This window comes from Diaminobutyricimonas sp. LJ205 (genome assembly GCF_009755725.1).
Lineage (GTDB): Bacteria > Actinomycetota > Actinomycetes > Actinomycetales > Microbacteriaceae > Ruicaihuangia.
In genome coordinates this window covers 3,054,719-3,076,597 of sequence record NZ_CP046619.1, presented here as the reverse complement: position 1 = coordinate 3,076,597, position 21,879 = coordinate 3,054,719, and the positions used below count along the sequence as shown (strand labels likewise).

General features: G+C 67.7%; 20 protein-coding genes. 15 read left to right on the top strand and 5 right to left on the bottom strand.

The features are described 5' to 3' along the window. The first annotated feature begins 25 nt into the window (after positions 1-25). The 3 genes from GO591_RS14985 to GO591_RS14975 all read left to right on the top strand — a co-directional run bounded on the left by GO591_RS14985 (position 26) and on the right by GO591_RS14975 (position 3,291). Entirely contained in the window at positions 26-1,030 is a 1,005-nt protein-coding gene (locus GO591_RS14985; protein WP_157157555.1) for a LacI family DNA-binding transcriptional regulator, read from the top strand. A 117-nt stretch (positions 1,031-1,147) separates the two neighbouring features. Further along, complete coding sequence (locus tag GO591_RS14980; protein ID WP_157157554.1) at positions 1,148-2,146, top strand: MBL fold metallo-hydrolase; 999 nt, start codon at positions 1,148-1,150, stop codon at positions 2,144-2,146. After that, a complete protein-coding gene (locus tag GO591_RS14975) occupies positions 2,143-3,291 on the top strand; it encodes a class I SAM-dependent methyltransferase (RefSeq protein ID WP_157157553.1) in 1,149 nt (382 codons plus the stop codon). Before GO591_RS14980 ends, GO591_RS14975 begins: the two co-directional genes overlap by 4 nt. 4 nt (positions 3,292-3,295) lie before the next feature. On the opposite strand, the gene GO591_RS14970 is transcribed toward GO591_RS14975, so the two are convergent. Next, the gene (locus tag GO591_RS14970) at positions 3,296-4,288 is read right to left on the bottom strand and encodes an LLM class F420-dependent oxidoreductase (protein ID WP_157157552.1); all 993 of its coding nucleotides are present in this window, start codon (positions 4,286-4,288) and stop codon (positions 3,296-3,298) included. A gap of 158 nt (positions 4,289-4,446) precedes the next feature. Here GO591_RS14970 and GO591_RS14965 point away from each other — a divergent pair, with 158 nt between their 5' ends. Continuing rightward, positions 4,447-5,205, top strand: coding sequence for an SDR family NAD(P)-dependent oxidoreductase (locus GO591_RS14965; protein WP_157157551.1), 759 nt, complete (start codon positions 4,447-4,449; stop codon positions 5,203-5,205). After that, positions 5,205-6,068 carry a DUF817 domain-containing protein gene (locus GO591_RS14960; protein WP_157157550.1) on the top strand — a complete coding sequence of 288 codons (864 nt, stop codon included), beginning with the start codon at positions 5,205-5,207 and terminating at the stop codon, positions 6,066-6,068. Before GO591_RS14965 ends, GO591_RS14960 begins: the two co-directional genes overlap by 1 nt. Before the next feature lie 71 nt (positions 6,069-6,139). Here GO591_RS14960 and GO591_RS14955 read toward each other — a convergent pair whose 3' ends face one another. Further along, positions 6,140-6,835 (bottom strand): hypothetical protein, encoded by a 696-nt coding sequence (locus tag GO591_RS14955; protein ID WP_157157549.1) that lies wholly within the window; start codon positions 6,833-6,835, stop codon positions 6,140-6,142. A gap of 181 nt (positions 6,836-7,016) precedes the next feature. On the opposite strand from GO591_RS14955, the gene GO591_RS14950 reads away from it, so the two are divergent. The 3 genes from GO591_RS14950 (at position 7,017) to GO591_RS14940 (ending at position 11,037) form a co-directional block, all read left to right on the top strand. Further along, positions 7,017-7,697, top strand: a complete 681-nt coding sequence (locus tag GO591_RS14950) for a helix-turn-helix transcriptional regulator (protein WP_232466204.1) — start codon at positions 7,017-7,019, stop codon at positions 7,695-7,697. 111 nt (positions 7,698-7,808) lie between these two features. Continuing rightward, the gene (locus GO591_RS14945; protein ID WP_157157547.1) at positions 7,809-9,971 is read left to right on the top strand and encodes an ATP-dependent Clp protease ATP-binding subunit; all 2,163 of its coding nucleotides are present in this window, start codon (positions 7,809-7,811) and stop codon (positions 9,969-9,971) included. Positions 9,972-9,975: 4 nt separating this feature from the next. Then, positions 9,976-11,037 carry an FUSC family protein gene (locus GO591_RS14940; RefSeq protein WP_157157546.1) on the top strand — a complete coding sequence of 354 codons (1,062 nt, stop codon included), beginning with the start codon at positions 9,976-9,978 and terminating at the stop codon, positions 11,035-11,037. Here GO591_RS14940 and sigJ read toward each other — a convergent pair. Both sigJ and GO591_RS14930 read right to left on the bottom strand, forming a co-directional pair. Beyond that, positions 11,018-11,911: an RNA polymerase sigma factor SigJ gene (sigJ, locus tag GO591_RS14935; RefSeq protein ID WP_198295493.1), complete on the bottom strand. Its 894-nt coding sequence runs from the start codon at positions 11,909-11,911 to the stop codon at positions 11,018-11,020. The two genes, GO591_RS14940 and sigJ, sit on opposite strands and share 20 nt — an antisense overlap. Next, on the bottom strand, positions 11,890-12,441 hold the full coding sequence (locus GO591_RS14930; RefSeq protein WP_157157545.1) for a carboxymuconolactone decarboxylase family protein: 552 nt from the start codon (positions 12,439-12,441) through the stop codon (positions 11,890-11,892). Before GO591_RS14930 ends, sigJ begins: the two co-directional genes overlap by 22 nt. Before the next feature lie 245 nt (positions 12,442-12,686). Here GO591_RS14930 and lhgO point away from each other — a divergent pair, with 245 nt between their 5' ends. After that, a complete protein-coding gene (lhgO, locus tag GO591_RS14925) occupies positions 12,687-13,892 on the top strand; it encodes an L-2-hydroxyglutarate oxidase (protein WP_157157544.1) in 1,206 nt (401 codons plus the stop codon). A gap of 60 nt (positions 13,893-13,952) precedes the next feature. On the opposite strand, the gene acs is transcribed toward lhgO, so the two are convergent. Beyond that, positions 13,953-16,007 (bottom strand): acetate--CoA ligase, encoded by a 2,055-nt coding sequence (acs, locus tag GO591_RS14920; RefSeq protein WP_157157543.1) that lies wholly within the window; start codon positions 16,005-16,007, stop codon positions 13,953-13,955. Between the two features lie 199 nt (positions 16,008-16,206). Here acs and GO591_RS14915 point away from each other — a divergent pair, with 199 nt between their 5' ends. The 6 genes from GO591_RS14915 to GO591_RS14890 all read left to right on the top strand — a co-directional run bounded on the left by GO591_RS14915 (position 16,207) and on the right by GO591_RS14890 (position 21,813). After that, a complete protein-coding gene (locus GO591_RS14915; RefSeq protein ID WP_157157542.1) occupies positions 16,207-16,710 on the top strand; it encodes a toxin-antitoxin system HicB family antitoxin in 504 nt (167 codons plus the stop codon). 52 nt (positions 16,711-16,762) lie between these two features. Next, positions 16,763-17,572: a DUF4097 family beta strand repeat-containing protein gene (locus tag GO591_RS14910; RefSeq protein WP_157157541.1), complete on the top strand. Its 810-nt coding sequence runs from the start codon at positions 16,763-16,765 to the stop codon at positions 17,570-17,572. A 100-nt stretch (positions 17,573-17,672) separates the two neighbouring features. Continuing rightward, positions 17,673-18,614: an ATP-binding cassette domain-containing protein gene (locus GO591_RS14905; protein WP_232466203.1), complete on the top strand. Its 942-nt coding sequence runs from the start codon at positions 17,673-17,675 to the stop codon at positions 18,612-18,614. Beyond that, entirely contained in the window at positions 18,611-19,447 is an 837-nt protein-coding gene (locus GO591_RS14900; protein WP_157157539.1) for an ABC transporter permease, read from the top strand. Before GO591_RS14905 ends, GO591_RS14900 begins: the two co-directional genes overlap by 4 nt. A gap of 173 nt (positions 19,448-19,620) precedes the next feature. After that, on the top strand, positions 19,621-21,027 hold the full coding sequence (locus tag GO591_RS14895) for an Nramp family divalent metal transporter (RefSeq protein ID WP_157157538.1): 1,407 nt from the start codon (positions 19,621-19,623) through the stop codon (positions 21,025-21,027). 51 nt (positions 21,028-21,078) lie between these two features. After that, on the top strand, positions 21,079-21,813 hold the full coding sequence (locus GO591_RS14890; RefSeq protein WP_198295492.1) for a FadR/GntR family transcriptional regulator: 735 nt from the start codon (positions 21,079-21,081) through the stop codon (positions 21,811-21,813). Positions 21,814-21,879 lie beyond the last annotated feature (66 nt).

The window sequence follows — 21,879 nt, the reverse complement described above, 5'->3', positions numbered from 1 at the left end:
AGAGCGGACATGACACGATGACGAAGTGCCCGACCCCGAATCCGTCTCACCTGCCACAATTCTCGACGTCGCCCGCCGCGCGGGAGTCTCACGGACCACCGTCAGTCGCGTCCTGAACTACCCGGACCGTGTCTCAGAGGACACCCTGCGTCGCGTCCGCGAGGCCGCCGACGAGCTGCGCTACATTCCGAGCACGGCGGCGCGCAGCCTGCGCAGTGGACGGTCGGGAACTATCGCCTTGCTCTCTGGTGACATCGCGCAGCCGTTCCACGGCGGACTGGCCAAGGCGGTCGCCCTGTCGGCCGAGGCGAGGGCGATGAGCCTCGTGCTGAGCGACCTCGATCGCAGTGGCCGCCGCCTGGTCGAGCAGCTGGGCAGGCTGCCCCGGCAGGGGATCGACGGGATCATCATCGCCACCGAGGTCGGATTCGCGCCACCGGCCGCCCGCGCGGCGCTGCGCGAGGCGATCGAGATGGGCGTCCCGATGGTGGTCACCGTTGGTGAGCATGACATGCCCGAATTGGTGACCCTGCACGCGAATTTCGAGGCCATCGCGCGGGTCGCGGCCGACCGGCTGATCGAGCGCGGATGTCGCCAGCTTGCGCTGCTCGTCGGGATCGAGGAGGGCTATCACTCCCGGCAGCTACGGCTCGGCTTCGCGAGCACGAGCGGGAGGGAGCCGGTCGTGCTCGACGGGAAGTACAAGTTCGCCGAGGCGGAACACGCGGTGCTCAGACACCTGGATGCCGGCAAGCCGCTCGACGGCCTCGTGGTGGCCACGCTGCCGATGGCGCTCGGCGCGGCGCAGGCGCTGGAATCTCGCGGTCTGCGGGTTCCCGACGATGTCGCCATCGTCGTCTGTGAAGACGTGCCGCTGGCCGGATTCGTGAGCCCGGGGATCACCTCGGTGGGCGTCGAGGCGACCGACTACGGCGAGCAACTCGTGCAGGCCCTGGATGACGCGATCCGCGGCGTCCGATCCGCGCCTGAGCCGCTCGAGCACCGCCTCATCGCGCGCGACTCGGCCTAACCCGCGCCTAAGCTCGAACCTGCGACTCCCTTCGTGAGTTAGCCGAAAATGCTAGTCCCGGGGGCCTCCGGACTAGCATTTTCGGCCAACTCACGGGTGGGGCGGCATGGCGTGGGGATGAGGAGCATCATGGAGCCGGTCAGTACTCAGGAGTTCGCCGCATCCGGAGGGGGGACGCTTCCGCAGGCGGAGGCCGTCCGCGACGGGATCCGCACCCTGCCGATGCCGCTGCCGGCAGTCGCGCCGCCGTACACCCTCGGCTACCTGATCGTCGATTCCGCGGACGATGTCCACGTGCTGGACCCGGGCTGGGATGACGATGCCAACTGGGTGCGTCTCGAACAGGGGCTTGCCACCATCGGCAAGCGGCCGGCGGATGTCGCCAGCATCACGGTCTCTCACCTTCACAGTGACCACCTCGGCATGGCCGATCGGCTTCGCTCGGCGTCGGGAGCACGTGTTGCGCTCGCCCGCAGGGAACAGGAGGCGATCGACGCGCTCGCCGGGCGGGATGTCGCCGACCACACCGGCCGGCTCGACGAGTGGGGCGTCCCGGCGTCAGCCCAGGCTGAACTCGCGCAGCTGAAACGCCCCGCCCTCGCGCCGTTCCGTGCCGACACCCTGCTCGAGGACGGCGACGACCTCGGCATCCCCGGCCGTGCCTTGACCGCGCTGCACACCCCGGGCCACACGCCCGGGCACCTCAGCTTCGTCGACAGCGGCGATCGGCTGCTGTTCACCGGCGATCACCTGCTGCCGAACATGTTCCCCGGCGTCGGTCTCGGCGGGCCGACCGAGAGCAGCCCGATCGGCGACTACCTGGACGCGCTCGAGCGGCTCGCGCCCTACGACGAGTACGAGGTCTGCCCCGGGCACGGTTACCGGTTCACTGGTCTGCGTGCCCGCCGCGAGCAGACCGCCGAGCACCACCTGCGGCGCTCGCGTGAGGTCGCCGCGCTGCTCGCCGGGTCTGAGGATTTGAGCGTCTGGCAGATAGCCTCGGGCGTGCACTGGACCGCGGGCTGGCCGAACCTGCACGGATTCGAACTGCAGTCCGCGCTCGCGCAGACCGCCATGCACATCGAGTTCGTCCGATCGGGGCGTGTCGCGCGGTGACCCCAGCCGAGTTCTCGCTCGACGCGCTGCGACGCTGGCCGGATGTCGAGGCCGACAACCTGTTCGCGGTCGACGCTGCCGACCGGCTACTGCTCGATGAGGCATCCGTGTTCCTGCGCGGTGTCGACGTCGTCGTCATCGGCGACCAGTACGGCGCGCTGACGCTGGGTGCGCTCGAGCTGCACGGTGCCCGGTCGGCGCGCGTGCACCAGGACGCGCTCAGCGGCGAGATGGCTCTTGCGGCGAACGCTCGCGGGCTCGATGCCCAGTTCGTGAACCATCCGCTGGATGCCTCTCTCGTCGCCGGCGCGCGCGTCGTGCTGGTGCGGCTGCCGCGCAGTCTGGACGCTCTCGATGAGATCGCCGCGGTGGTCGCCGGCTCCGCGGCACCGGAGGCCGTGGTCTTCTTCGGCGGGATGCTCAAGCACATGACCCTCGCCATGAACGAGGTGATCGGCCGCTACTTCGGTCGGATCGACGTCAGCCGCGCGCGGCAGAAGGCGCGGGTGCTGGCAGCGAGGACGCCACACCCGCTGATTGAGGAGCGCCCGACGGAGTCGGACGCGTCTCGAAATCAGTTGGTTTCGTGGCCGCGCCGCTCCCACGACACCGCCCTCGGCATCACCGTCGTCGCGCACGGTGCGGCGTTCGCGAGCGGCCGAGTGGATGTCGGCACCCGATTCCTGCTCGAAGTGCTCGAGAAAGAAAGCCTCGAGGCATCCGACGCCATCGACCTCGGCTGCGGCACCGGCGTGATCGCGGTGTGGCTGGCGCGCCGCGGCCTGCGGGTGCTGGCCACCGATCAGTCGGCGGCCGCGGTCGCCTCGGCGCGGCTCACGGCCGAGGCCAACGGCGTCGCCGACCGGGTCACCGTGGTGCGCGATGACGCCCTGAGCCGGCAGCCGGATGCCTCGGCCTCGCTGATCGTGCTGAATCCGCCGTTCCACATCGGGTCGACGGTGCACGCCGGCATCGCGCACAAGCTGTTCGAGGATGCCGGCCGGGTGCTCGCCCCCGGCGGCTGGCTCTGGGCAGTGTGGAACTCGCACCTGCGCTACAAGCCGGCGCTGCAACGTCTGGTCGGCCCGACCCGCGAGGTGGCCCGCAACCCGAAGTTCACGGTGACCGTCTCAACCAAGCACTGAGGGGTCAGCGCAGCGCGGGCATGACCTCGCGCTCGAACAGCTCGATGCCCGAGCGGTCGTACGCCGCCTCAGGGAAGTAGTGGATCGAGTAGCCGAGCCCGAGCTCCTTGAGCCGGACCAGCCGCTCGATGACCTGCTCAGGGGTGCCGACCAGTGCGGTGCCGTCGCGGTAAGTCCTGACGAACTCGGCCGCCTTCTCGGTGCCGAGATACGGGGTGACCCGTGCCTCGATCGCGTCGATCCGCTCGCCGGCCTCAGCCTCGGACGCGGCGACGATGGTGTTCCAGTTCGTCGAGCGCACGATCGCCTCGAATGAGGTCCCCTGCTCGGCGCAGTGCTGCCGCAGCAGGTCGCTGCGATACACGAAGTCGTCGGCGTTGCCGCCCGCGAAGTTCGTGTAGTCCGCGTACTGCGCGGCGATCCGCAGGGTCACCTTCTCGCCACCGCCGGCGATCCAGATCGGGAGGCCACCCGGTTGCAGCGGCAGTGGCCGCACGATCGCGCCGTCGACCTGGTAGTGCTTGCCGTCGAGGGTGGCGGTGCCGGTGGTCCACGCCTGCTTCATGATCTGCACGCCCTCATCGAGGCGCGCGAGGCGCTCGCCGGGACGTGGGAAACCGTAGCCGTAGGCTCGCCACTCGTGCTCGTACCAGCCGGCGCCGATGCCCATCTCGGTGCGGCCGCCCGAGATCACATCGACGGTTGCGGCGACCTTCGCCAGATAGGCGGGGTTGCGGTAGGACATGCAGGTGCACATCTGGCCGAGGCGGATGCGCGACGTGGTCGCGGCGAACGCCGACATCAGCGTCCACGCCTCGTGGGTGGCTTCCTCGGTCGCCACCGGCACGGTGTGGAAGTGGTCGTAAACCCAGAGTGACTCCCACGGTCCGGCATCCGCGTGCTGAGCCAGCTGGTTCATGGTCGTCCACTGCTCGGCCGGCTCGATACCGACCAGGTCGTGCCGCCAGCCTTGGGGAATGAAGAGTCCGAAGCGCATGGCTTGAGCGTACCCAGTCGTCGAGGCGGTGAACCGCCGCAAAAGCGTGGATCGAACGCGCGATTCCGCCCGTTTGCGACGGTTCACGGAGGGTGATGACGGACGGACGGCCCGGCAGTCTCCTAGGGTGGTGACCGGACGCTGAGCAAGGGAGCCGCATGCAGATCGCAGGAATCACCGCACTCGTCACCGGAGCTGCCTCCGGTCTGGGCGCCGCCACCGCGCAGGCGCTGGTCGAGCAGGGCGCGCAGGTGGTCGGGCTCGACCTCGGCGCCGCGATCGCAGGCAAAGATGCGCCCGGCCGCATCCGCTATGTCGCTGCGGATGTCACCGACGAAGACGACGTGACCGCCGCGCTGTCCAGCATCACCGCCGACCAGCCTCCGCTGCGCCTGGTGGTCAACTGCGCCGGGATCGCACCGGCCAAACGGATCCTGTCGTCGAAGGGCCCGCACGCGCTCGACCTGTTCCGGCGCGCGATCGAGGTCAACCTGATCGGCACCTTCAACGTGCTGCGCCTGGCCGCCGCGGTGATCGCCGAGCAGTCCGCGGACGAGAACGGGCAACGCGGATTGATTGTGAACACCGCATCGGTGGCCGCTTTCGAGGGCCAGATCGGGCAGATCGCCTATTCAGCCTCGAAGGGTGGCGTCGTTGCCATGACCGTGCCCGCCGCGCGCGATCTCGCCCGGTCGGGGATCCGGGTGAACACCATCGCGCCCGGGATCATGGACACCCCGATGCTGGCAGGGGTCGGCGCCGAGGTGAACCAGTCGCTGGCGGCATCCGTTCCCTTCCCGCAGCGACTCGGCCGGCCGGACGAGTACGCGCAGCTGGTGCTGATGATCGCCCAGCACGACTACCTGAATGGTGAGACCATCCGCATGGACGGGGCGCTGCGGATGGCCCCGCAGTAGTGCAAGAGCACCGCCTCACCCGGGTTGAGCTCGCGATCGACCGGGCCGCGAACCGGTTGCTCGCCCGTGCGCCGGTGCGGGGCATCCGTTCGTCGGTCGTCGAGTTCCTCGTCTTCGGGGCGAAGCAGGCCTGGGCGTGCGCATTCGGTGCTGCGCTGCTGGCGGTGATCATCGCCGCCCGGCTTTGGTACCCCGACGATGCTGCGCTCGCGCGGAACGACGCGCTCACCCTGGCGGCGATCGCCATCCAGGTGATCATGATCACCACCCGCCTGGAGACCGGGCGGGAGCTGTGGGTGATCGTGCTGTTCCACATCACCGGCACCGTGATGGAGCTGTTCAAGACCGACGTCGGCTCGTGGAGCTATGACGCCGAGGGCGTGCTCAGGATCGGCGCCGTGCCACTGTTCAGCGGCTTCATGTACGCGGCTGTCGGCTCGTACATGGTGCGGGTGTACCGATTGTTCGACCTCGGCTTCACCCGCTACCCGCGACGCTGGCTGACGACCGTGGTCGCTGTCGCGATCTACGCGAACTTCTTCTCGCACCACTTCGTCGTCGACGCGCGGTGGATCCTGTTGGCGGCCGTCGGTCTGCTCTGGTGGCGCACGGTCATGTACTTCCGGGTGCACCGGCGGGTATGGCGGATGCCGCTTCTTCTGGCCTTCGCACTGGTGGCGTTGTTCATCTGGCTCGCCGAGAACATTGCCACCTGGGCGGGCGCCTGGCTGTATCCGGCGCAGCTGGATGGCTGGGAGCCTGTGTCCGCGTCGAAACTGATCTCGTGGTTTCTGCTGATGATCATCTCGGTGGTGATGGTCACCTGGGTGTACCCGCCGCGGGAGCCGGCGATCCGACGCTGAGTCGCTCACAGCCCGCGGCGCGAACGCATGGCTCAGCCGCCGGGCTGACGCCGGCGGCTGAGCTTCGTTGACTAATCGGTGAACCGCTTGGGGAACTGCTTGATGATGCCGTCGGCGAGTGCGTCCGCCATCATCAGGATGTGGTGATGGATCTCGTCGTAGGCCGCGACATCCGCCGCCCAATCGCCGGTGAGCCGGGCGGTGGCCTCGTCCAGTGTCTGGTCCAGGTGGCCGCGCATCATCTTCTTCAGCACGCCAAACGGCCAGTTCGGGTTGGCGTCCGCGAGGAACCGGGAGATGTCATCAGCGTTCTGGTACCAGCGATCTGACTGGATCTTCACCGCAGCCGCATCACCGGCCTTGGCAGCCGCAAGCAGGTCGGCGGCGCCCAGGATGTGTTCTCGCAGCAGCTCGGTCAGCGCGGCGCCTGCTTCATCGCCATAGAACACCGTGACCGCGTCACCGATATCGGCCTGGTTCTGCAGCAGCCGTCCCGCGGTTGCCTCCAGGTCAGGCAGGTCGGCGATCGCCGAGACGATGTAGAGCCGGGTCCACGTGATGTGGTCTTCCCAGAGCTTGCGCATGTCCTGATGGAAGACATCCTGATCGATGAGGCCACGGGCCGGTGCGGCGGCGTGATCGTTCGGGTCGTGGGCTGCGACGGGGGCGGATGTCTCGAGCGGAGCCGCAGGGAGCGCGCAGCCGCTCATACCGAGCGCGACGCCAAGCGCGAGCGCGATCGCGGCGACGCGCGGTGAGTGGTTCATGGGGGAGTCCTTTCATGGTTCCCACGGCGAGTGCCGTCGTGGGCGGTTGTGTTGTTGTTGTGCGCCGGTGCGGCGAATGAACGTCACTGTGACCATCCCTCCCCTCTCTAAAATCAACTTTCGCTGACTATAGAGCGGAAGCGCTCTTGCGTCAATAGTTTTGTGTTTTAGAATGACGGGCGTGGAGCCCATCGCTGACCTCGAGCGCCGGATCGCCGGCATCGCATCCCTGGATCAACCGCTGAGGCGAGACCTGTACCGGTTGCTCTCGTCGACGGACGGGTGGACGACCCGCGACGAGGCCGCTGATGCGCTTGGCGTCGCGCGATCCGTGGCGGCATTCCATCTCGACAAGCTCGTCGACGCCGGGGTGCTCGAAGTGCATTTCGAGCGGCCGAGCGGTCGGAGTGGGCCCGGGGCTGGTCGGCCCTCGAAGCTCTACCGTCCGCGATTCGAGGAGCTGAACGCCTCGGTGCCGGAGCGGCGGTACGACCTGGCCGGGACGCTGCTGGCCGATGCGGTTGCCGAGTCTGCCCGAACGGGCGAGCCGGTGATTGGCTGCCTGCGAGGTGCGGCGCGAGCCGCCGGGCGCCACCTCGGCGAGGGTGCCGCGCAGCGGGGGGTCGATGGCGTTGTCGAAGTCCTGGCGGACCAGGGCTACGAGCCCGAGGTCGGCAAGGCGGATATCGCCCTCGCCAACTGTCCGTTCCACCGACTCGCGGAGCGGCACCAGGAACTGGTGTGCGGGATGAACCTCGAACTGCTCGGCGCGGTCATTGAGGCGGCGGCGCCCGCTGATGGCCTCACTGCCCGGCGGGATCCCGCGCCGGGCTACTGCTGCGTGCGCCTGGGCACCCGTTGAGTCGTTCGCTGACGGGGAACTTGCCCAGAGCCGGCCCCCAGAACTGGCGAACGATCCGATTGCGCCATAAACTTGAGTCGCACAGACTCAACTTTGAAGTGGAGTAGCTCAATGGCTAACATGCAGGGCGCCCCAGGCACGCAAGAGAAGCAGAAGTCCGCGCTGGAGCAGTTCGGGATCAACCTCACCGAGATCGCTCGCGCGGGCAAACTCGACCCGGTGATCGGCCGTGACGCCGAGATCCGCCGGGTCAGCCAGGTGCTCACCCGGCGCACCAAGAACAACCCGGTGCTGATCGGTGAGCCCGGTGTCGGCAAGACCGCGGTCGTCGAGGGCCTCGCGCAGCGCATCGTCGCGGGGGATGTCGCCGACTCGCTCAAGGGCAAGCAGCTCATCGCGCTCGACATCGCGGCGCTCGTCGCCGGCGCCATGTACCGCGGCCAGTTCGAGGAGCGCCTGAAGAGCGTGCTCAAGGAGATCAACGACGCCGAGGGCGAGATCATCACCTTCGTCGACGAACTCCACCTGCTGATGGGCGCCGGCGGCGGCGAGGGCTCCGTCGCGGCCTCCAACATGCTGAAGCCCATGCTGGCCCGTGGTGAACTGCGCCTGATCGGCGCCACCACCCTCAACGAATACCGCGAGTACGTCGAGAAGGATGCCGCATTGGAGCGTCGCTTCCAACAGGTGTACGTCGGCGAGCCGAGCGTCGAAGACAGCGTCGCCATCCTGCGTGGACTCAAGGAGCGTTACGAGGCGCATCACAAGGTCTCCATTGCGGACAGTGCGCTGGTCGCCGCCGCGTCGCTCAGCAACCGCTACATCACCGGCCGTCAACTGCCCGACAAGGCGATCGACCTGGTCGACGAGGCCGCCAGCCGGCTGAAGATGGAGATCGACTCCTCTCCCGTGGAGATCGATCAGCTGAAGCGCTCGGTCGACCGGCTGAAGCTCGAAGAACTCGCCCTGAAGCGCGAGAAGGACGAAGCATCCCACCAGCGCCTCGAAAAGCTGCGCGAGGAGATCGCCGAACAGCAGGCCGAGCTGGATGAGCTGGAGAAGGCGTGGGCGGCCGAGAAGGCGTCGCTGCAGGATGTCGGTGAGCTGAAGACCAAGCTCAATGACGCCCGCATCGACCTGGACCGAGCCATGCGCGAGGCCCGCTACGAAGACGCCGCCCGCCTCAACTACGAGGTGATCGCGGACATCGAGAAGCAGATCGCGGCCGCGGAGTCGGAGGAGCCCAAGGGCCCCCGCATGGTGAATGACCAGGTCACCGAAGACGACATTGCCGCCGTCGTGGCGGCGTGGACCGGCATCCCGGTTGACCGGCTCACGCAGGGTGAGACCGAGAAGCTGCTGCATCTCGAGCAGGAGCTCGGCCGGCGGCTGATCGGCCAGAAGGAAGCGGTCAGCGCGGTCAGTGAAGCGGTCCGGCGCAGCCGGGCGGGTATCTCCGACCCGAACCGGCCGACCGGTTCGTTCTTGTTCCTTGGACCGACCGGTGTCGGCAAGACCGAACTGGCCAAGGCGCTCGCCGACCACCTGTTCGATGACGAGAAGGCCATGGTCCGCATCGACATGAGCGAGTACGGCGAGAAGTTCTCGGTGTCCCGCCTGGTCGGTGCTCCTCCGGGCTATGTCGGTTACGAGCAGGGCGGCCAGCTGACCGAAGCCGTGCGGCGTCGGCCGTACTCGGTGATCCTGTTCGACGAGGTCGAGAAGGCGCATCCCGAGGTCTTCGACGTGCTGCTGCAGGTGCTCGACGATGGCCGGCTGACCGATGGCCAGGGACGCACGGTCGACTTCCGCAACACCATCCTGATCCTCACCTCGAACCTGGGCAGCCCGATCCTGATCGATCCGACGCTCGGCTGGGACGAGAAGAAGCAGGGCGTGCTCGAACTGGTGCGTCAGGCGTTCAAGCCCGAGTTCGTCAACCGGCTCGATGACATCGTGGTGTTCTCGCCGCTGTCGACCGAGGAACTCGGCGAGATCGTCGAGCTGTACATCGACCGCCTCACCACGCGACTCGAGGGACGGCGGCTCGAGCTGGCCGTCACCCCGGACGCGCGGCGCTGGCTTGCCGAGCGCGGCTACGACCCGACGTATGGCGCCCGCCCGCTGCGCCGGCTGATGCAACGCGAGATCGACGACAAGCTCGCACGGGCACTGCTTGCCGGAGACATCCGCGACGGTGACACCGTCCGAGTCGGCATCGCCGACGACGGCGAGACGCTCACGGTCGAGAGGTTCGATCCGGCGTTGGTGTAACCGGATGTCGCGCGCAAGCGTCGGCGCCCGACTCCGCACCTGGATGCGCTCGTCGAGCACGCAGTCCCATCTGCTGATGGCGGCGAAGTCCGCCATCGCGGCCGGTGCTGCGTGGGCGGTGGCCCTGCTGGTTCCGGGTGTCGCGGCCGAATACCCGTACTACGCGCCGCTTGGGGCCATCATCGCGATGAGTCCGACCGTTGCGCGATCCGCGAAAAGCGGATTGCAGACGATTCTCGGGCTGGCGCTTGGGGCGGTCATCGCCGTCGGCGTGGTCGCGCTCGGCCGGCCCACACCGATCACGGTCGGCCTGGCGGTCGGGCTGGCCGTGCTGTTGGCAAGCGCCCGCATATTCGGGGAACAGCGCGGTTGGGTGGCCTCGGCCGCACTGTTCGTCCTGCTGATCGGTTATTCACAGGCCGAGGAGTACTCGTTCGGCTACATCGTCCAGATGCTGATTGGTGTCGTGATCGGGCTTCTCGTGAACTTCCTGTTCCCGCCGCTGTACTTCAGCGAGGGGCAGCGCGCCCTGACCGCGGGTCGGCAGGCGGCGGAACGCCGGTTGCGCCAGTTGGCGGACCTGCTGGAAAGCGACGACGCCGAAACGGATGACGACGGCGAGAGTCTTCGGCAGGCGGTCGCCGCGGCACGGTCGATGGTGGAGTCGGCGGACGAGAGCCGTCGAGGCAACCCGCGGGCGCGGCGGCATCCCGGCGCAATGGAGAACGAACAGAAGCAGTTGCGGGCGCTGGAGCGGATCACCCGCTGCATCGAGGAGATCGGCGACATCGCCGAAGGCGCGGCGGACGAACCGCGGGAACGGTACGCGCATTCGGAACTGCGGATGCCGCTCGCCGCTGTCGGGCGCGTCACCGCCGATGCGATTGCCGCCTGGAACGACGGTGAACTCACGCCGGAGCGGCTGGATGACGCGGAAGCGCAGCTTGCTCAGCTCGTCGAGACGGTTGACGCTGCCGAGGAGCGGGGTGCGCCGCTCCGGGTGGCGATGACCGCATCGACCATGCTGCAGCGGATCCAGCTGGTGCTCAGCGGGTTCGTCGACTGACGCGCCCGAGCTTCTGCGGATTCCGGACGACGTAGATCTCGGTGACCTTGTCGCCGTCGAGCACGAACGAGATCGCGCTGTCGACGCCGGTCGGATCGAGCCCGAGGATCGCCGCTTCGCCGTTCAGCTCGGTGAGCTCGAGCCTGATCGGGGCATCCGGCTTGTTGAGCACGCCCAACACGAACCGCAGCACCTTCTCGGGAGTGCGGATCGGATGCAGCGCCGCCTTCTTGAAGCCGCCGCCGTCGGTGTACATGACCACGTCCGGGGCGAGCATCGAGACCAGGTCCTCGAGCGATCCGCCGACCGCCGCGGCGAGGAACCGCTCGGTGACCTCCCGGTGGGTGCGTTTGTCGACCGGATGCCGCGGCGCGCGTTCGCGCACGTGGCCGCGTGCCCGGCTGGCCACCTGCCGGACGGCGGCAGGCGTCTTGCCCAGGGTGTCGGCGATCTCGTCGAATCCGAGCCCGAACACGTCATGCAGGATGAAGGCTGCCCGCTCGGTGGGAGACAGCGACTCCAGCACGACCAGCATCGCGAACGACACGGAGTCGGAGAGTTCGGCCGCGGCATCCGCCCCCGCCTCAGTGACGTCGGCGATCGGTTCCGGCAGCCAGGGTCCGATGTAGGTCTCCCGCAGGCGCTGCTGGTGCCGCACGGCGTTGAGCGACTGGCGGGTCACCGCCTGCAGCAGGTAGGCGCGCGGGTGTTCAACGCGCGCCAGGTCGACATCGGCGAAACGCAGCCAGGTCTCTTGCACGGCATCTTCGGCGTCGGTGATCTTGCCGAGCACGCGGTACGCGGCGCCGACCATTGCCGGGCGGTGCTCAGCGAAGACGGTGGCGTTCTCGGTCACACTGGCCTCAGCTCGCACAGGTCCTTGAAGCCCTGGCTGGTCAGCCCCATCGCCGCGTTGGTGCGCGAGCGCTGGTTCTCCAGGGCGATGACCGCGGTGAGTTCGACGAGCTCAGGGTCGGATAGCTCGGTGCGCAGGGCATCGACCATCTCATCGGTCACCGTCGGCGGGGTCTGAGTCATCGCGACCGAGTATTCCATCACCCGACGCTCGAGGGGCGTGTACACGTCGCTGGCCTGCCAGTTCGGCACCGCGCGGAGCTTGGCCTGGTCGACGCCGTGGTTGTTCGCTTCCCAGAAGCCGAAGTCCATGCACCAGCTGCAGCCGATCTCGGAGGCTGTGGCCATCGTCGCCAGGGCCTTCAGTGTGGGGTCGAGTGCATCCCACTTGGCGACGCGCGCCTCGTGCCGGATCATCGTGCCCAGCACTTTGGGGTTGTGGTACGCGACGAGGCCGGGGTCGAGCACTCCGCCGTACTTGCGCTTGCTGTAGGCCTCCATGATGCGGACTTTCAGCGTGCGGGGGTGATCGAGCGGGATGCGGGCCATTATGTTTCCTCCTTGGTGAGTGGTCTTACCTGGGTAGACACCGCCCGCGCGCAAAGTGTGACATCGCATGCATGAGTTAGCCGGAAATGCTAGTTGAGCGGCCGGAACACCAGCGTTTTCGGCTAACTCACGGAGGACGGAAGTCTCGACGCACCCGCCTCCACAGCCCTACGATCACTACACCCCATCCGGCGAGAACCGGATGCCTCGCTGCACCTGCGCCACTGGTCGAAGGACGCACTGACATGACGGAACGCATCGGCATCATCGGCGGCGGCATTGTCGGCATTGCTCTTGCACGCGCCCTCGCGCAGCGCGGCCTCGGCGACGTCACGGTGTTCGAGAAGGAGGACCGGCTCGCCGCGCACCAGACCGGGCACAACTCGGGCGTCGTGCACGCGGGCCTGTATTACAAGCCGGGGTCGCTGAAGGCGCAGCTGTGCGCGGCCGGCCGGATCGCGATGCGCGACTTCTGCATGGACAAGGGCCTGCCGTACCGAGAGGTCGGCAAACTCGTCGTCGCGGTCGACGAGTCCGAACTGCCGGCGCTCGCCGAGATCGAGCGGCGGTCTCGCCAGAACGGCGTGCCCGACCTCGCCCGGATCGACGATGTCGGCCAGTTGCGCGACATCGAGCCGCACGTCGCCGGCGTGGCTGCGGTGCACTCGCCGCACACCGCGGCGGTCGACTACGCGGCCATCACCGAGGCGATGGCCGAGGACGTGCGCACCGCGGGCGGCAGCATCCTGCTCGGCCATGAGGTCGTGGCGATGGACCTCGACGGTGCGACGGTGCGGGTGCGCACCTCGGCCGGGTCTGAGCACGTCTTCGACCGGGTGATCGCCTGCGCCGGCCTGCACTCCGATGTGGTCGCCCGGCTGGTCGGCGCCGACGCCTCGCCGAAGATCCTGCCCTTCCGCGGCGAGTACTGGTCGCTGGATGCCGCGCGCACCGACCTGGTGCGCGGCATGATCTACCCGGTGCCCGACCCGCGCTTCCCGTTCCTCGGCGTGCACTTCACCCGCGGGGTCTACGACGACGTGCACGTCGGCCCGAACGCGGTGCCGGCGCTGGCGCGCGAGGGCTACGGCTGGCTGCGGATCTCGGCGAAGGACACCTGGGAATCATTGCGCTGGCCGGGGGCCGGCGCGCTCGCGAAACAGCACTGGCGGATGGGGATCGACGAGATCAGCGGCTCGCTGATCAAGTCGCTGTACTTCCGCAAGGCGCGGCGGTTCATCCCGGAGTTGCGGATGTCGGATCTCGCCGCGAAGACCGCGGCGGGCGTGCGTGCGCAGGCCTGGGGACGAGACGGCTCGCTGCTGGATGACTTCGCGGTCGACCAGGTCGGCCTGGTGACGCTGCTGCGCAATGCGCCGTCGCCGGCCGCGACATCCTCCATGGCGATCGCCGACTACGTCATCGAGCACTACGTCTACGCGCAGGCCTGACCGCGTGAGGTGCCCGAAAGTCCTGGTGTTTCGGGCGGCGCACTAGGACTTTTGGGCACCTCACAGTCTGGCAGCGACGATTTCGGCGATGCGGGCTGGCACGGTGTCGTCCTGCAGGCTGGTCACGTCGCCGAGCGGACGCCCGTCACGGATGTCGCCGAGCAGACGTCGCATGATCTTGCCCGAGCGGGTCTTCGGCAGATCCGGCACCACGATCACGTCGCGGGGCTTCGCGATCGGGCCGATGTGGGTCGCCACATGCTCTCGCAACCGGGCGGTCAGGCTCTCACCGAGCGCCGTCCAGTACGCCGGATCCGTCACCTGCGGCTCACCCCTTGCCGGGATCACGAACGCGGCAATGCCCTGCCCGGTGATGTCGTCGTGCACGCCGACGACTCCGGCCTCGGCGACCAGTGGGTGTGCCACCAGTGAGGACTCGATCTCGATCGTGGAGAGCCGGTGCCCCGACACGTTGATCACGTCGTCGACCCGGCCGAGCACCCAGATGTCGCCATCCTCGTCCCACTTGGCGCCGTCGCCCGAGAAGAAGTAACCCTGCTTCGCGAACCGGGTCCAGTACGAGTCACGGTAACGCTCGGGGTTGCCCCACACCGTGCGGGCCAGTCCGGGGCCGGGCCGGTCGACCACGAGGTATCCGCCCTGCCCGAACGGCACGGTGTCGCCATTCTCGTCGACGATGAGCGTGGACACTCCGGGCAGCGCGCGGTTCGCCGAACCCGGTTTCAGCGTGGAGACACCGGGCAGCGGAGCCATGATCGCCGCGCCCGTCTCGGACTGCCACCAGGTGTCGACGATCGGCGCCTCGCCGCGACCGATGTTCTCGTGGAACCAGACCCAGGCCTCCGGGTTGATCGCCTCACCGACCGTGCCGAGCAGGCGGATCGACGACAGGTCGTACTCAATCGGCGCGCCATCCGGGAACCAGGTCATCAGCGTGCGGATCAGGGTCGGCGCCGTGTAGTAGGTCGTCACGCCGTAGCGCTCGATGATCTCGAAGTGCCGCGCCTGATGCGGCGTGTTCGGGGTGCCCTCGTAGATCACCTGGGTGAGTCCGTTCGACAGCGGGCCGTAGATCTCGTAGGTGTGCGCGGTCACCCAGGCCAGGTCGGCGGTGCACCAGTGCACGTCGTCGGGCTTGGCGTCGAAGATCGCCCAGTGCGTGAAGCTCGCCTGGGTCAGGTAGCCGCCGCTCGTGTGCACCAGACCCTTGGGCTTGCCGGTGGTCCCCGACGTGTAGATGATGAACAGTGGCGTCTCGGCGTCGAAGTATTCCGCTTCGTGAATATCGGATGCCTGGCCCACCGTGTCGCGCCACCAGACGTCGCGACCCTCGGTCCACGGGATGTCGGAGCCGGTGCGGCCTATCACCAGGACATGTTCGATGCTGGGTACCCCGGCGACCGCGGCATCCGCGTTCTCCTTAACAGCGACCGCGCCGCCTCGGCGGTACTGGCCGTCGGTGGTGATCAGCAGCTTCGCCTCGGTGTCCTCGACCCGGAAGCGCAGCGCCTCGGCGCTGAACCCACCGAAGACCAGCGAGTGGATGGCGCCGATGCGGGCCACAGCGAGGGTGGCGATCACGGTCTCGGGGATCACCGGCAGGTAGATCACGACACGGTCGCCCTTGACGATGCCGAGTTCGGTCAGTGCGTTGGCAGCCTTGGCAACCTCTCGCTCGAGCTCGGCGTAAGTGATCGCCCGGCGATCGCCCGGTTCGCCTTCGAAGTACAGGGCAACCTTGTCGCCGAGGCCGTTCGCCACGTGCCGGTCGACACAGTTCACCGCCACGTTCAGGGTGCCGCCGGCGAACCATTCCGCTTTCGGAATACTCAGCTGGCCATCTGCACCCTCGCCCGCGTTGGTCGAGCCATCCCCGCTGGTCGAGCCTGCCGAGACCCCCTCCCACGTGTGCGCGGTGTGCCAGGGGGTGTGCCAGTCGAGCCGGAGAGCCTGCTCCTCCCAGAAGGCAACTGGATCGGCATCCGCCTTCGCCCACCAGCTCGCCTCCACATTCGCCTGCGCGGCGAAGGCAGCCGGGGCCGGGTAGCTGCGGGTCTCGGCGAGGAGGTTGGCGATAGTCGGGCGATCAGGCATGCCAGCACGCTACGGGCGCGACTGGTCCTCTTCTAATCCCGCCGTAACGCGCGGCAATAGTTCGCCGAGATCCGTCGTCCAGCGCCTCCCGACAACGCGGGGTTCCTCACACAATGCGACCAGCGACCAGCGGCCGTTTGGTGTCATCGCGGCATCAAAGTTCTTGACAGTGACACCATGCTGGTGTCAGCATGGTGTCATGCAGATTTCACCGCACGTCCAGGCGTTGCAGCGCCAGCTCCTTTCCGCAGCCGCTGCAGGCGGCCCGGAAACGGAGCAGGTCGCCGAGCGTCTCGCCGCCGCGCTGGACGCCGCCGCCAGGCTCGCGATCCTCGACGCACTGTCCGACGCCGCGGGCGAGATCACTCTCGACCTCGCTCCCGGATCGGTCGACCTTCGGCTGCGCGGTCGTGACGTGGAGTTCGTCGTCACTTCACCAGCCGAGTTCGAGTCCCCCGGTGACAGCGCGTCCGCCCCGACGACTTCGGCACCGATGGCGGAGGCCGACGACACGGAGGATGCCTCCACCTCACGGACGACGCTTCGGCTGCCCGATGCGCTCAAGGCTCGGGCCGAAGCGGCCGCGGCGAAAGAGGGCGTCTCTCTCAATACCTGGCTCGTCCGCGCGATCGGTGCGGCGCTCGTGCCGGCGACTGGCGAGACCCAGTCCCGTTCCTCCAGCTTCTCCGGATGGGTGCGCTGACATGGCTGTTTTCCCCGTAACTGGTCCCGCTTCGGTTCGACTCGAAGTGCAGATGGGCCACGTCGAAGTGTTCGCCGAGCCCCGCGACGATGTCAGCGTCGAAGTCGTTCCGGCAAACCCCAACCGCTCCGGCGACATCGCTGCCGCTGACGCGGTGCGAGTCACCCACACCGGTGCTGACGTGAGCATCATCGGTCCGTCCCGTCTCAGCATCTTCGGCCCGGGCGACAACATCGATGTGGTGGTGCGGGTGCCCGAGGCATCCGAGATGTCCGCGACGGTGAAATACGGCGCCGTGCACCTCAAGGGCACCCTCGGCGACACGCGCCTGGTGTTCGGCTACGGCGACGCGTCCATCGAGAGCGTTGGCAAAGCTGACCTCGAACTCGGCCACGTCGAGCTTCGAATCGGACAGATTCGGGGCGACGCTGACATGACCTTCAAATCCGGGCACGCTCGGATCGGACGCGTCGACGGAGCCCTGAAGGTCAAGGGTTCGCATGCCGGCATCGATGTCGGCAGCGTCGGAGGCGCCGCCGACATCACGACCGCGACCGGGGCCGTCGAACTCGGCGATCCGGGCCCCGCGCTCACCATCAGCTCCGCGCACGGTTCGGTTCGCGTCAAGGAACTCACCCGCGGCGCGGCACGCATCCAAACGACGAGCGCCGCGATCACCCTCGGTGTTCGGCGCGGCGCGGCGGTTTGGCTCGACGCGTCCAGTCAGAAGGGTGTCATCCGCAACGAACTGTCGGCAGACGCCGGACCGCCCGCCGAGGGCGAGGAAACTCTCGAGCTGTACGCCCGCACCGGTCACGGTGCAATCACGCTGTACCACGCCCCACCCGGAGCCGCTCACTAGCGTTCGCGCGCTCCGCGCTCCCGCCGGGTCCCACTGACCCGCCGGTCCAATCAATGACCCCACACGGGTCTCTTCGACGACCCCACGGAAGGAAACGATGATGTCCCCTGCCATTCAGATGATTGGCCTTACCAAGTCGTTCGGCACCCAGATGGTGCTCGACGGTGTCGATCTCGAGATCGCACGCGGCAGCGTCTTCGCGCTGCTCGGCCCCAACGGCGCAGGCAAGACCACGACCGTGCACATCCTCAGCACACTCTTGCGTCCGGACGGCGGCACGGCGCTCGTGAACGGATCGGACGTGGTGCGCGATCCGGACGGCGTGCGCGCCGCGATCGGCCTCACCGGCCAGTTCTCCGCGGTGGACGGCCTGCTCAGCGGCGAGGAGAATCTCATGCTGATGGCCCGGCTCCGGCACCTGGGCGCCAAGCGCTCGAAGGCGCGGGTAGCCGAGCTGCTCGAGCAATTCGACCTCGTCGAAGCCGCCCGTAAACCGCTCGCCACCTATTCCGGCGGGATGCGACGTCGCCTCGATCTCGCGATGACGCTCGTCGCGACGCCGAGCGTGATCTTCCTCGACGAGCCCACCACCGGCCTGGACCCGCGCAGCCGACACACCATGTGGGATATCGTGCGCGGCCTCGTCGCAGACGGCACGACCGTGCTGCTCACCACCCAGTACCTCGAGGAGGCGGACGAGCTCGCCAACCGCATCGCCGTGCTCGACGGCGGCCGCATCGTCGCCGAGGGGACGCCGGACGAGCTCAAGCGCCTCGTGCCCGGAGGGCACATCCGGCTCCGATTCGCGGATGTCGCGGCGCTTGATGCCGCCTCGCGGGTGCTCGATGAGTCCGCACGTGACAACGCCGAGCTTGCCCTCACGGTGCCGAGCGACGGCGGGGTCGGCGCCCTGCGAACGGTGCTGGCCCGTCTCGATGCGGCAAATCTCGAGGTCGATGACCTCACCATCCAGACCCCGGACCTCGATGACGTGTTCTTCGCGCTCACCGGCCGGGTCGAGTCGAAGGGAACCGAGTCATGACCACCATCACCGCCCAGCGCCAGATGACGAGGGGCACCAGTCGACAGTCGCACGTCGTCGCGGACGCGATCACAATGCTGCGACGCAACCTGCTGCACATGGTGCGCTACCCAGGGCTGTCCGTGTTCACGATCCTGGGACCGGTCGTGCTGCTGCTGTTCTTCGTGTTCGTGTTCGGCGGCACTCTCGGCGCCGGCCTGCCCGGGGCGACTTCAGCGGGCGGGCGGGAGGCGTATGTGGAGTACATCATGCCGGGCATCCTGCTGCTGACCATTGCGGGCAGCGCCGGTGGCACCGCGACCACGGTCGCGATGGACATGACCGAGGGCATCACCGCGCGCTTCCGCACGATGGCAATCTCGCGGGCCGCCGTACTCGCCGGGCACGTCCTCGGCAACACCATCCAGGCGGTCATCGCGGTCGCGCTCGTGCTCGGCGTCGGTCTGATGATCGGCTTCCGCCCGACCGCTGGACCGATCGAGTGGCTCGCCGCCGCCGGTCTGCTCGTGCTCATTGCGTTCGCGATCAGCTGGATCGGGGTCGCCATGGGCATGCAGGCGAAGTCGGTCGAGACGGCCAGCAACTGGCCACTCCTGCTGACCTTCCTGCCGTTCTTGAGCAGCGGCTTCGTGCCGACCGAGTCGATGCCGGAGTGGATGCAGTGGTTCGCCGAATACCAGCCGTTCACGCCGTTCATCGAGGCGATCCGCGGGCTGTTGCTCGGCACCCCGCTCGGCTGGAGCCCGGTGCTCGCGATCGGCTGGTGCGCCGTGATCATCGGCATTGGCTACGCGTGGTCCACGGCGATTTACGAACGCAAGTCGGTGCGCTGAGTCCTGCGGCAGGGGCCCCGATCCGATGGCTGGATGGCCTCATCGGATCGGGGCCTTTTGCGCGCCGTCGGGGGGAATTTCCGGCACGGATTTAGCAACCTATCTTACTGGCTGCTAGGTTTTCCCGGACGCGTCGGGCAGCTGCGATGCGAACTGGCGAGGAGGCCACAGATATGACCACAACCCACACGCTGAATCCGTCGAGTTCGGTGCGGCGCACCGACCCCTACGTGGTCGACGGAACCCAGATCAAGGAACCGCCGACGACCCTGCGCGGCCGGTTCCGTTTCCTCGGCCCCGGGATGATCACCTCGGCAGCCGTCGTGGGATCGGGCGAGCTTCTCACCGCGACCGCACTCGGTGCCCAGGTCGGGTTCATGCTCTTCTGGCTCGTCTTCATCTCGACATTCGTCAAGGTCTGGGTACAGATCGAGCTCGCCCGGTGGACGATCTCGACGGGCCGTGTCGCCATTGCCGGTTACGACGACGTTCCGCCCCGGCTGGGTAAGCGCGGCTGGATGGCCTGGCTGGTCCTGCTCATGTTCCTGCAGTTCCTGACGAGCCAGGCTGGCGTCATCAGCGCGGCAGCGTTCGCCTTCAGCAGCCTGTTCCCCATCGGCGGCGAGCCTTACTCGTTGCTTTCGATCGGCGCCTGGGTCGCCATCCTCGCCGGCGTCGCGATCGGCATCCACGCCTTCAACCGGTACGACGTGGTTGAGCGCGTATCGACGGTGCTCGTCTTCGCCGTGACGGCGTTCGCCGTCGCCATGGTCTTCATCCTCCAGGGCACGGAGTTCGCCTGGACCGGTGGCGACCTCGCCGAGGGCATGCAGTTCCAGATCGCGATCGGCGCCATGGGTGTCGCCCTGTCGATGTTCGGCCTCACCGGTATCGGTGCCGGCGAGACCACCGCCTACACCTACTGGTGCGTGGAAAAGGGATACGCGGCGTGGACCGGTCCCCGGGATTCGTCCGTCGACTGGGCGCGACGGGCTCGCGGCTGGATCTCGGTGATGAAGGTCGACGCGTGGGTTTCCTGGGTCATCTACACGCTGAGCACCGCTGCGTTCTACATGCTTGGCGCCGCTGTCCTGCACCCTCAGGGCATCGTGCCGGCAGGAACCGAAGTGATGACCACCCTGTCCGGCACCTTCGAGGCGGGCGTGGGCGAGTGGGGCGCAGTCGTCTTCCTGCTGGGCGCCGGCCTCGCGCTGTTCAAGACGATCATCGCCAACGTTCCGAGCCTCGGACGCCAGATCGGCAACACGATCTCCCTGTTCGGCGCCTTCGACTGGTTCGACCAGGACAAGCGAGACCGCTGGATGCGGTGGATCATGATCATCCTCCCCGTCGTCTGGGGCCTGTTCGGGACGATCGTGTCTTCTCCGCTGCCGCTGGTGATCTTCGCGGGTGTGCTCAACGCCGTGTTCCTGATCGGTGTCGCAATCGCCACGATCTACCTGTCGCGCAAGCAGACCGACCCACGCGTCAAGGACGGCAAGGCGACGACGGTCATGCTCCTCATTTCCGCGGCGGCCATCATGTTTGTGGGCGTCATGGGCTTGGTCAACACCTTCTAGCCCGGCAGTTCGCGAGAGTTCGGGATACCGGTGATGAGTACGCTGGGAGCCGTGTCGACCGATCTCATGCGCGAACCCCTGACGGCGCAGGTGCACCGAGCGCTCATCGCCTACATCGACGAGGCGCGGCTTGCGCCAGGTGACTCCCTGCCGTCCACTGCAGCACTCAGTGAGCGATTCAATGTGTCACGTCCCGTGATCAGGGAAGCCCTGAGCGCACTGGCGGCGCTGGGACTCATCGAGTTGTCGAACGGCCGCAACGCGGTCGTTCGGCAACTCGATTCGCATCTCGTCGCCCTGTTCCTGTCTCGAGCGATCCGGACGTCGGTCGAACCGCTGACAACACTGATGGAGTTGCGCGGCCCGCTCGAGATTGAAGCGGCCCTTCTCGCGGCGACCAAGTCAACAGGGCGGCAGCGGGAAGATCTCGTCTCGCTCGAGAAGGCGATGCGCGATGCGGTGGGGGATGCCAACGCCTACGTGGCGCTGGACCTCGAACTGCACCGCCAAATTGCCGTCATGAGCGCGAACCCGGCCCTGCTCGGCGTCACCGAAGCCGTTCGCGGCCTGGTGTTCGAAGCAATGACCCGCCTGCGCGCCCACCGCGAAGCCGTGGGCCTGGTCGGCGACGAGCATGACGAGCACGCGCGCATCGTCGACGCGATCGTGGCGGGAGATTCCGAGGCCGCGGCCGCGGCGATGCGCTTCCACATGGACAGGACTGCGCTCCTCGTGCGCGCGGTCGAAGCCGAAACATCCGGCCAGGCATCCCAACCTGTCATATAGGCATACAGGTACTGTTACGCTGATGTGAGCGCCGATGTCGTTCCGCATCGGTTCTGTAACCTGCGG

Excerpts from the sequence above, each read along its gene's own strand:
- GO591_RS14980 (WP_157157554.1), top strand. The coding sequence starts at position 1,148 with ATGAGGAGCATCATGGAGCCGGTCAGTACTCAGGAGTTCGCCGCATCC.
- GO591_RS14970 (WP_157157552.1), bottom strand. The coding sequence starts at position 4,288 with ATGCGCTTCGGACTCTTCATTCCCCAAGGCTGGCGGCACGACCTGGTC.
- GO591_RS14965 (WP_157157551.1), top strand. The coding sequence starts at position 4,447 with ATGCAGATCGCAGGAATCACCGCACTCGTCACCGGAGCTGCCTCCGGT.
- GO591_RS14955 (WP_157157549.1), bottom strand. The coding sequence starts at position 6,835 with ATGAACCACTCACCGCGCGTCGCCGCGATCGCGCTCGCGCTTGGCGTC.
- GO591_RS14945 (WP_157157547.1), top strand. The coding sequence starts at position 7,809 with ATGGCTAACATGCAGGGCGCCCCAGGCACGCAAGAGAAGCAGAAGTCC.
- GO591_RS14940 (WP_157157546.1), top strand. The coding sequence starts at position 9,976 with ATGTCGCGCGCAAGCGTCGGCGCCCGACTCCGCACCTGGATGCGCTCG.
- GO591_RS14930 (WP_157157545.1), bottom strand. The coding sequence starts at position 12,441 with ATGGCCCGCATCCCGCTCGATCACCCCCGCACGCTGAAAGTCCGCATC.
- lhgO (WP_157157544.1), top strand. The coding sequence starts at position 12,687 with ATGACGGAACGCATCGGCATCATCGGCGGCGGCATTGTCGGCATTGCT.
- acs (WP_157157543.1), bottom strand. The coding sequence starts at position 16,007 with ATGCCTGATCGCCCGACTATCGCCAACCTCCTCGCCGAGACCCGCAGC.
- GO591_RS14915 (WP_157157542.1), top strand. The coding sequence starts at position 16,207 with ATGCAGATTTCACCGCACGTCCAGGCGTTGCAGCGCCAGCTCCTTTCC.
- GO591_RS14910 (WP_157157541.1), top strand. The coding sequence starts at position 16,763 with ATGGGCCACGTCGAAGTGTTCGCCGAGCCCCGCGACGATGTCAGCGTC.
- GO591_RS14905 (WP_232466203.1), top strand. The coding sequence starts at position 17,673 with ATGTCCCCTGCCATTCAGATGATTGGCCTTACCAAGTCGTTCGGCACC.
- GO591_RS14900 (WP_157157539.1), top strand. The coding sequence starts at position 18,611 with ATGACCACCATCACCGCCCAGCGCCAGATGACGAGGGGCACCAGTCGA.
- GO591_RS14895 (WP_157157538.1), top strand. The coding sequence starts at position 19,621 with ATGACCACAACCCACACGCTGAATCCGTCGAGTTCGGTGCGGCGCACC.